At 69.0% G+C, this 8,616-nt stretch carries 10 protein-coding genes and 1 pseudogene; 2 read left to right on the forward strand and 9 right to left on the reverse strand.

The features are described from left to right. Positions 1-1,085 (reverse strand): annotated as a pseudogene (locus JWR86_RS11545) (hypothetical protein); the annotation flags it as partial. A gap of 462 nt (positions 1,086-1,547) precedes the next feature. Here JWR86_RS11545 and rpsD point away from each other — a divergent pair. After that, on the forward strand, positions 1,548-2,165 hold the full coding sequence (gene rpsD / locus JWR86_RS11550; RefSeq protein ID WP_299565292.1) for a 30S ribosomal protein S4: 618 nt from the start codon (positions 1,548-1,550) through the stop codon (positions 2,163-2,165). A 72-nt stretch (positions 2,166-2,237) separates the two neighbouring features. On the opposite strand, the gene JWR86_RS11555 is transcribed toward rpsD, so the two are convergent. The 4 genes from JWR86_RS11555 to JWR86_RS11570 form a co-directional block, all read right to left on the reverse strand. Next, entirely contained in the window at positions 2,238-2,786 is a 549-nt protein-coding gene (locus JWR86_RS11555) for an alpha/beta hydrolase (RefSeq protein WP_299565295.1), read from the reverse strand. 85 nt (positions 2,787-2,871) lie between these two features. Then, on the reverse strand, positions 2,872-3,087 hold the full coding sequence (locus JWR86_RS11560) for a hypothetical protein (RefSeq protein ID WP_299565298.1): 216 nt from the start codon (positions 3,085-3,087) through the stop codon (positions 2,872-2,874). Positions 3,088-3,160: 73 nt separating this feature from the next. Next, entirely contained in the window at positions 3,161-3,445 is a 285-nt protein-coding gene (locus tag JWR86_RS11565; protein WP_299565301.1) for a GNAT family N-acetyltransferase, read from the reverse strand. Positions 3,446-3,527: 82 nt separating this feature from the next. Then, the gene (locus tag JWR86_RS11570; protein WP_299565304.1) at positions 3,528-5,291 is read right to left on the reverse strand and encodes an SLC13 family permease; all 1,764 of its coding nucleotides are present in this window, start codon (positions 5,289-5,291) and stop codon (positions 3,528-3,530) included. A gap of 120 nt (positions 5,292-5,411) precedes the next feature. Here JWR86_RS11570 and JWR86_RS11575 point away from each other — a divergent pair, with 120 nt between their 5' ends. Then, positions 5,412-5,984, forward strand: coding sequence for a hypothetical protein (locus tag JWR86_RS11575; RefSeq protein ID WP_299565307.1), 573 nt, complete (start codon positions 5,412-5,414; stop codon positions 5,982-5,984). On the opposite strand, the gene JWR86_RS11580 is transcribed toward JWR86_RS11575, so the two are convergent. The 4 genes from JWR86_RS11580 to JWR86_RS11595 form a co-directional block, all read right to left on the reverse strand. Beyond that, a complete protein-coding gene (locus JWR86_RS11580) occupies positions 5,985-6,431 on the reverse strand; it encodes a CBS domain-containing protein (RefSeq protein WP_299565310.1) in 447 nt (148 codons plus the stop codon). A gap of 79 nt (positions 6,432-6,510) precedes the next feature. Further along, positions 6,511-6,999 carry a cyanase gene (gene cynS / locus JWR86_RS11585; protein WP_299565313.1) on the reverse strand — a complete coding sequence of 163 codons (489 nt, stop codon included), beginning with the start codon at positions 6,997-6,999 and terminating at the stop codon, positions 6,511-6,513. A gap of 38 nt (positions 7,000-7,037) precedes the next feature. Further along, positions 7,038-8,018 (reverse strand): ABC transporter ATP-binding protein, encoded by a 981-nt coding sequence (locus JWR86_RS11590; protein WP_299565316.1) that lies wholly within the window; start codon positions 8,016-8,018, stop codon positions 7,038-7,040. A 5-nt stretch (positions 8,019-8,023) separates the two neighbouring features. Further along, a partial coding sequence (locus JWR86_RS11595; protein WP_299565320.1) for an ABC transporter permease subunit occupies positions 8,024-8,616 on the reverse strand: 593 nt, incomplete at its 5' end.

Consider the following 8,616-nt stretch of genomic DNA (forward strand, 5'->3'; position numbering starts at 1 on the left):
ATGTCGGCGCCGAAGATCGACTCAAGTCGCGGGCGCGGCATGGCGGTGGCGAGCATCAGGAAGGTGAAGCGGCACTTCGGGCAATCGCGGCACCAGCGCTTCGGCTCTTCCTTCGGGCGCAGCTGGAAGGCGCGATTGCAGCTCGTGAAGGCACCATCATATGTGTCCGTGCGCGCCATCAACTGCGCGATATGGGCTTCCGAGAGCGGGCGCAGCAGCGAGAAATAGGCGAGTTGCGGGTGAATATGACGCGCCACATAGGCCGCGAGATCGCGCTCCACGCCGGCCGTCTTGCTGAACTGATGGTTGATGTCGCGCCCGTCGCGCACGAGGTTGCCCTGGTTGGCGGAGCGCTCGTTCGACAGGATCACGGCATCGAAGCCATGCACGAAGGCGCTCGCGATGGCGATGAAGCTGACGATGGCGGTGATCGGCACATGGCCATTCAGCGCGCCGGCTTCATTGAGCGCAAACAGCTGCGGGTCGAGATGGCGCTCGACGCGAATGAAAGGCAGGCCGGAGGCGGCGGCGCATTCGAGAATGGGCCGCTTCGGATTGACCGCGAAGAGGACTATGTCGTCGCCCTGGGACTTCAGAGCTTCCGTGCTGACGAGCGAATCCTTGCCGCCGCCGATCAGAACAGCCGAGCGCCGGCGCAGGGGCGTATGTGCGGGAACGAGGGTGCCGGGCCGCGCCTCGGAGACGTGGAAGTCGACATGGCTTGCGATCTCGACCTGATTGCGCACGCCGAATTCGCCGAGGCCGTCGATATACAGGTTCTCGAAGAACAGCCGCTGGTCGGCGTCTGGCGACAGGCCCTCGAATGAAATGTGCTTCGGCAGGAATGCCTTGTAGTAGCTGACACCGGCAACCAGCGCCAAAGCCTCCAGCGCAGCCTCGAAACCGGGGCGCAGTGCCGAGCCGGGGAGGGGCAGGGGGGCGTTGAAGACGATGGTCTCGGTGAATTCCGGCCCGTTCTCATACCGGTATATAAGATATGCCTCGCCCGCCGCATCGTCGGTGCGGAACCCGGCGAAGGTGAAGTTTTGAGGCCAGGTCGAACGTTCCAAGGAAAGCGGGGTCATCGCGTCTCTGAAGCAGGCGTATGTGTTGAAGACGGGGTTACAGGTCCGGCGGGGGGTGTCAAGCTTTGGGGTGAGGGGGCTCCGATCCTTCAGCGCCGTCATTGCGAGGAGCGTAGCGACGCGCCGACCCAGGAAAAGACGGCAATGGGGTTTTCGCCCACGCCGGTCAGTCAGGCGCATCCCTGCGCCGCGCGTTGACTTTTCCGGCTCGACCCCCTATCCACCCTGCACGACCGGCGCTCTTCAAGGGCGCTGGTTGCATTGACGCACCCGTGGTTTTTCCCTTTCGAGGTGAGAAGCCTGTCGGCCCGCAAGGGCAGAGGAGGGCGCGTTCCTCCGCCGCCGGATTTTCCGGCACTATCGGCGGGAGGAACCGCGGATCGGACGACGCGCTGCCTCAAGGCCGCGCGGGCGGCTGCCGTATTCCTCCGGCCGGTCCATGACCAGACCAGAGGAACCGCGATGACAAAGCGCGCCGCATCAAAGTACAAGCTCGACCGCCGCATGGGCCAGAACATCTGGGGCCGCCCGAAGAGCCCCGTGAACCGTCGTGAATACGGCCCCGGCCAGCACGGACAGCGCCGCAAGGGCAAGATGTCCGACTTCGGCACGCAGCTGCGGGCCAAGCAGAAGCTGAAGGGCTACTACGCCTCCATCACCGAGAAGCAGTTCCGCCGCTATTACGGCGAGGCGATCCGGATGAAGGGCGACTCGAGCGAGAACCTGATCGGCCTGCTGGAGCGCCGCCTCGACGCGGTCGTGTATCGGGCCAAGTTCGTGCCCACCCCGTTCGCGGCCCGCCAGTTCGTTAACCACGGCCACGTCCGGGTCAACGGCCGCCGGGTCAACATCCCGAGCTTCCTGGTCAAGGCCGGCGACGTGGTCGAGGTGAAGGATTCGTCCAAGCAGCTCGAGATCGTCCTGGTGGCAGTCCAGCTCGCCGAGCGCGACGTGCCGGATTACGTCGAGGTCGACCACCAGAAGATGACGGCCCGCCTGACCCGCGTGCCCTCGCTCAGCGAGGTGCCCTACCCGGTTCAGATGGAACCGAACCTCGTCATCGAGTTCTACTCGCGCTGAGCCTCAGCCTTCCGTGACGCTTCGGGGCCGCCTTCGGGCGGCCTCTTTCGTTTTGGCGGCCGGCGGCGCCGGTCAGAGCCCCTTCATGAACCCGGCCAGGCGCAGCAGCCCTTCCGGCCAGGGCCCGAACCCGCTTTCGGTGTTGAGATGGCCGGCCTCCCCGGCATCGACCAGCGCCGAACCCCAGGCGAAGGCGAAATCCTCCGCGCGCTCATAGGCGGCGTAGGGGTCGTTGCGGCTTGCCACGAGCAGCGACGGAAACGGCAGAGGCTCGCGCGGGATCGGCGAGAATCCGTGCAGATGCGCCGGCATATCGGGCCGCTCCACGTCCGGCATGGCGACCAGCATGGCCCCGCGCACGAGATGCGCCGGAAAGGCCGGCGCCGCATGCGCCACGGCCACCACGCCGAGGCTGTGGGCGACCAGCAGCGCTGGCCGGCGGCTTGCCCGCACGGCCTGGACGATCTGCTCGACCCAGTCCTCCCGCTCAGGGCGGTCCCAATCGGCCTGCTCCACCCGGCGGGCGGTGGATAGCTTCGCCTCCCAGCGGGTCTGCCAGTGACCGGGACCGGAGCCACCGAGACCCGGAACGATGATGATGTCGCTGTCGGCCGTGCGCATGCCGGCGAATTACCTCCTGCCGGAGCGGCCGTCGATGCGGCTCGGCTCCGGTTCGGTGCCGCCCGTCTCGGCCCGCCGCATCGGCTCAGCGTTTGGCGGCCTCTCCGACCGCGTGAGCGAGCTCGTCGCCATGCCGCTTCGGGCTGTCGCCCGGGCGGGCCTCCGTCGAGGCATCGGCCGGGAGGGCTGCGCCGGCCGAGCCCGCGAGCTTGTCGCCCTGACGTTTCGGGCTGTCGGCCCGTCCGTCCCGCGCCGTGGCCCCATCCTCCGGGGCCGGGGCCCCGCTCTCTTTGCTGCTCATGGTGGACCTCCTCGCCGTGCGCCGCCCGTCAACCGCTGCAGGGCGGCGCCGGTTGCAGCCCGGTTATGCCCCCTCACCCGGCCACGAGGTCGCGGTGCGCCGAGTGGGCCCGAAGCCAGGAGCCCGCATAGCCGCAGAGCGGGACGATGCGCCGGCCCTCCTGCCGAGCGGTGGCGGCGACCTGGCTCATGAGGCGGTCGGACGCGCCGGTGCCCCGCAGCGGCGGCGGGGCGTAGACGTGGCGGATCACGAGGAGACCCGGCTCGCGCACATAATCCGCCCACGCGGTCTCGTGCCCGACAGTGAGTTCGAAACGCCTTCGCTGCGGGCTGTCCTGGAAAGTTGAGTCCTGGACCATGGCAGGTCGCCTCCGGTCGTATCACCGACGACAATGCCGGAGCCCCGCCTTCGATCCCTCCGGCCGGGACGCGGGGCTCGGTTCAGAGGGGCCGCAGCGGCCAGAAGAAGGCGATCAGCGGCACGCCGAGGGCGACGACCAGGATGGATAGCGGCAGCCCGAGCCGGGCGTAGTCGCCGAACCGGTAGCCGCCCGGACCCATCACCAGGGTGTTGCACTGGTGGCCGATGGGCGTGAGGAAGTCGCAGGCCGCTCCCAAGGCCACCGCCATCAGGAACGGGTCCGCGTTGAGCCCGAGTTTGGACGCGAGGCGCGCGGCAATCGGCCCCATCACGAGCACGGTTGCGGCATTGTTGAGAAACGGCGTCACGGCCATGGCCAGGATCAGGGTCGTGGCCAGCGCCAGACCGGGCGACAGATCCTGCACGAGGCGAGTCAGCCACACCGCGATCACGTCCGCGCCGCCGGTCGTGGTGATCGCTTCTGAGATCGGGATCAGGGCGCCCAGCAACACCAGGACGGGCCATTCCACCGCCTGATAGGCCTCGTGCGGGGTCATCGTGCGGAGCAGCAGGATGGTCACGACGGCGCCGAAGAAGGCCACCGCAACCGGAACCACATGGGCGGCCACAAGGCCCATGGCCACGACGAGCACCAGGGCCGGCAGCCAGCTCCGGTCGTTGCGGCCGAGGGCGATGGCCCGCGAGGCGAGCGGCAGCACGCGCAAGGCGCCGAGGGTCTCGGGCAGTGAGGCGGGCGCGCCCCGCATGACCACCACGTCTCCGGCCCGGAAGCGGGTCGTCGCGATGCGGCCCTCGATGCGCCGGCCGCGCCGGCTCACGGCCAGCACGCCGAGCCCGTGACGGCGCTCGAGCTCGAGTTGCGCCGGCGTGCGCCCGATGAGAGTCGATTCGGCCGTGACCACGCCCTCCATGATGGCGGCCTCGTCGGCCGGCCCCTTCACGGCAAGGTGGAGCCCCGTGCGGGTCACGAACCGTTCGAGATCGCTCGATTCGCCGCGCAGCAACAGGACGTCGCCCGACTGAAGACGGAACTCCGGCGAGGCCGGGTAACGGCGGAAGCGCTCCCGCACGATGGTGGCGACTTGGACATCGCCCTCGTCCATGGCCTCCGCCTCGGCCACCGTGCGGCCGACAAGCTGGCTGTCGTCGCCGAGCCGGGCCTCCGTGGTGTAGCTTTCCAGCGTGAAGGCCGCGTCCATGGAGGCCGCGCCGCGCCGATCCCGTGGCAGCAGCCGCCAGCCCACCGACAGGAACACGAAGCCGACCACGGCGATCGACAACCCGACCGGCGTGTAGTCGAACATCCCGAAGGGCTGGCCGGTCAGATCGGCCCGGACCTTGGACACGATCACGTTGGGCGATGTCCCGACCAGCGTGACGATGCCGCCGATCAGGGACGCGAAGGCCATCGGCATCAGCAGCGAGGACGGCGACGTCCCGGTCCGCCGCGCCAATTGGAGCGCGATCGGCATGAAGATGGCGAGCGCGCCGACATTCTTGGTCACCATCGAGAGGACCAGGACGCCGCCGACCAGGACCGGCACCTGGACGTTCGTGGTCCTGAGATGCGGGGTGATCGGCCGCATGAGCGTCTCGACGGCGCCGGAGCGCGCGATCGCGGCCGACAGCACGAGCGCGCAGCCGACAATGATCACCACATCGTCGGAGAAGCCCGAAAAGGCCTTGTCGGCCGGCACGATGCCGACGGCGATCCCGCCCGCGAGCGCAGTCAACGCCACCACGTCGTAGGGAAGCCGTCCCCAAACGAACGCGGCGATCGTCACGCCGAGCAGGCCAAAAGCGAGCGCTTGATCCAGTGTCATCGAGGGTCCGCCCGCGCAGAGACGTCGCAGCTACCCGACGCGCCGGCCAATGGATAGACGGGATGCCGAAGTCGCTTCGACCCCGGCCTGCGGGCGGGTCTGGCGTAAGAGGGTTTCGCGATGTTCGGTCTCCTCAACCGGCTGCGGCACCGGGTTACCGGGTCGGGCCCCGCCGACGCACCGGCCGAGCCCGCCGCAGCCGAGCCGCCGCCCGGGCGGCGCCATCGCGACCCGACGCCCTCCGAGCGGCAACTCACGGAGGAGATCTCCCAGAAGCTGCTGCACGGCTGGCTGGAAAACCGCCACCAGACGCTGATGCCGCTAAGCCTCAACCTCGCCCGCATCCCGGCCGAGGATCGCGAGCCGATCGCCCGCTTCGCGGCCATTGCGGCCTGCGCGGGCACGGATGCCCGGGCGCCCGAGCGGGTCCGGCAGTGGCTCGACGCCTCCGGTGCGGATGCGGACACGCTGGCCGCCTATGAGGCCGCGCTGGACGCCCCGCCGCCGCTTGCCCGGGCCCTCGCTGACATGGCGAGCCCGGAATGCGCCGGGATCGCCTACGTGCTGGCGCTTGTGGCAGCCCGCGACGGCGTGGTCGGGGATGCCGGCCACGCCTTTGCGGATTACGTGGCCAAGCGGCTGGCCCTCCCCAACTCGGCGCTGCGCAGCGCCGAGCGCCGCTACCGGCTTTGATCAGGCCGGCTCCTCGGTCAGGCTGTGCAGCGCGGCCTGGACCGTGGGCTCGTCGACCAGCAGGCGCCGCGACAGGTCGGCCAGGGTCAGCCAGCCGATCACCGTGCCGCTCTCGCTCAGGACGGCGAGGCGGCGGACGTGGTTCGCGGCCATCAGGTCCATGGCCTCGCGCAGCCCGTCGGTCGGCCGGCAGGAGACGACGGGCCGGGACATGATCTCGCGCACCGTGACCCGGGCGGGGTCGCGCCCGCGGGCGACGAGCCGGTACAGGATGTCGCGGTCGGTCACGACACCCTCGATGCGCTCGGCCGATCCCACCGGCAACGCGCCGACCTCGATCTCCCCCATCAGGGTCGCGGCTGCGTCGACGGTCGCGTCGGGCGCGATGAATTCGACATCGGTCGACATGAGGTCGGCGACCCGCGCCGGTGTGGTGTTGTTCGCCAAGCTCGCGCTCTCCTGATCGGTCAGACCCCGACCGGGACGAGGGCGCGCTGTCAACCGGGCGGCGGCGGACCGGGCGGCCCTACTCCTCCTTGAAGCCGTATTCGGGCACGCCCTGCTGGTTGCCGTAATACTTGAACGGCAGAAACTTGCCCGACATGCCGATTTTGACCCGGTCGCCCTTCGGGTTGGCCTCGCGCGAGAATTCGACGTTGAAGTCGATGGCCGACATGATGCCGTCGCCGAACTCTTCCTGGATCAGCTCCTTCCAGGTGGTGCCGTAGACCATGACCAACTCGTAGAAGCGGTAGATCAGCGGGTCGGTGGGCGGCATCTGGGCGATGGAGCCGCGGAAGGGCGCCTCGTTCAGCATGCGCTCCTCGGCCTGGGACAGGCCGAACAGCGCGGCGGCCTTGGCGGCCTGGGCCTTGGGCAGCTTCATCTGGCCCATGCAGGCGGCAGTGATCAGGATCGGCGAGATGCCGCCGATCTCGTCCTGGATGTACTTCCAGGTCCAGCCCTTCTCGCGCTTGATGTCGAGGAGCTTCTCGGTGAGGTCTTCGCGCTTCATGGGACAGGTCCTTTGCTGGAGAGGGAAAGAGCTTCGGGTCAGGCCCGCAGGGCCGGCGGCTCGGTGGCGGCGATGGCCGCGACATCCGCCTCGCCGAGCGAGGGCCGGACCACGGGCGGGTGGCGCTGGTCGTAGCCGGCGGGCGTCGCGTCCCGCAGGGTCTTCGAGCGGGTGACGAGGAAGTCCATCAGATGATTGCGCAGGGCGTAATAGCCGGGCGCATGGTGCAGCTGCGTCCGGTCCCGGGTCTTGGGCAGCGGGTTCTCGACGATCTCCGCCACCTTGGCCTGCGGACCGTTGGTCATCAGCACGATGCGGTCGGCGAGATAGATCGACTCGTCGACGTCGTGGGTAATCATGAAGACGGTCTGGCCGGTCTCCACGCAGATGCGGCGGACCTCGTCCTGCAGGGTGCCGCGCGTCAGCGCGTCGAGCGCCGAGAAGGGCTCGTCCATCAGCAGGATCTTCGGCTCGATGGCGAGCGCCCGGGCGATGCCCACCCGCTGCTTCATGCCGCCCGACAATTCGGAGGGGCGCTTGTGCTCGGAGCCGGCGAGCCCCACCGTGGCGATGGCCCTGCGCGCCCGGGCCTCGACCTCGGCCTTCGGCGCCTTGCGCCAGCGCGAGGAGACCGCATAGGCGACGTTGCCCAGCACCGTGCGCCAGGGCAGCAGCGCATGGCCCTGAAAGATCACCGCGCGGTCGAGGCTGGTGCCTTCGATCGCCTGTCCGTCGGCGATGACGACGCCTTCGCTCGGCGCCTCCAGCCCGGCCAGGATGTTGAGCACCGTGGTCTTGCCGCAGCCCGAATGGCCGATCATGCAGACGAACTCGCCACGCCGCATGGGCAGCCACAGGTTCTCGAACACGGCGGTCTGCCCGCCTCCGGGCGCCGGATAGCGCCGGGCGATGCCCTCGATCGAGATGAACTTGTCGGAGGCGGGCAGGCTCTGGGACGACACGGGCGCGCCTCCGGTGGGGTCCGACGATCCGGAGCGGAAGGGGAGAAGGGTGGCCATCGCGCTCACTCGGGGAACGTGACGAGGCGCTGGGCGCGTGCGAGCAATTGGTCGAGGATCATGCCGACGAGGCCGATGACCAGGATCGAGGTGATCACGTTGGTGATCGAGAGGTTGTTCCACTCGTTCCAGACGAAGTAGCCGATGCCGGTGCCGCCCACGAGCATCTCGGCCGCCACGATGACGAGCCAGGCGATGCCGATGGAGATGCGCATGCCCGTCAGGATCGTGGGCGCCGCCGCCGGCAGGATCACGGTGATCGCCCGGCGAAAGGGGCCGACCTCCAGGGTCCGGGCGACGTTGAGCCATTCCTTGCGGGTTCCGGCGACCCCGAAGGCGGTGTTGATCAGCATCGGCCAGAGCGAGCAGATGAAGATCACGAAGATCGCCGAGAGTCCGGAATCCTTGATCGTGTAGAGGGCGAGCGGCATCCAGGCGAGGGGCGAGACCGGCTTGAGGAGCTGGATGAAGGGGTCGAGCGCCCGGCCCATCAGGGGCGACATGCCGATGAGAAAGCCGATCGGGATCGCCACGATCACCGCGAGGCCGTAGCCCAGGGCCACGCGGCCGATGGAAAAGGCGAGCTGGATGCCCAGGC

The sequence above is a fragment of the Enterovirga sp. genome (genome assembly GCF_028290205.1).
Taxonomy (GTDB): Bacteria; Pseudomonadota; Alphaproteobacteria; order Rhizobiales; family Beijerinckiaceae; genus Enterovirga.

What these genes read in the sequence shown, in the direction of transcription:
- JWR86_RS11555 (WP_299565295.1), bottom strand. Translation starts at nt 2,786, where the DNA reads ATGCGCACGGCCGACAGCGACATCATCATCGTTCCGGGTCTCGGTGGC.
- JWR86_RS11560 (WP_299565298.1), bottom strand. Translation starts at nt 3,087, where the DNA reads ATGAGCAGCAAAGAGAGCGGGGCCCCGGCCCCGGAGGATGGGGCCACG.
- rpsD (WP_299565292.1), top strand. Translation starts at nt 1,548, where the DNA reads ATGACAAAGCGCGCCGCATCAAAGTACAAGCTCGACCGCCGCATGGGC.
- JWR86_RS11590 (WP_299565316.1), bottom strand. Translation starts at nt 8,018, where the DNA reads ATGGCCACCCTTCTCCCCTTCCGCTCCGGATCGTCGGACCCCACCGGA.
- JWR86_RS11575 (WP_299565307.1), top strand. Translation starts at nt 5,412, where the DNA reads ATGTTCGGTCTCCTCAACCGGCTGCGGCACCGGGTTACCGGGTCGGGC.
- cynS (WP_299565313.1), bottom strand. Translation starts at nt 6,999, where the DNA reads ATGAAGCGCGAAGACCTCACCGAGAAGCTCCTCGACATCAAGCGCGAG.
- JWR86_RS11570 (WP_299565304.1), bottom strand. Translation starts at nt 5,291, where the DNA reads ATGACACTGGATCAAGCGCTCGCTTTTGGCCTGCTCGGCGTGACGATC.
- JWR86_RS11565 (WP_299565301.1), bottom strand. Translation starts at nt 3,445, where the DNA reads ATGGTCCAGGACTCAACTTTCCAGGACAGCCCGCAGCGAAGGCGTTTC.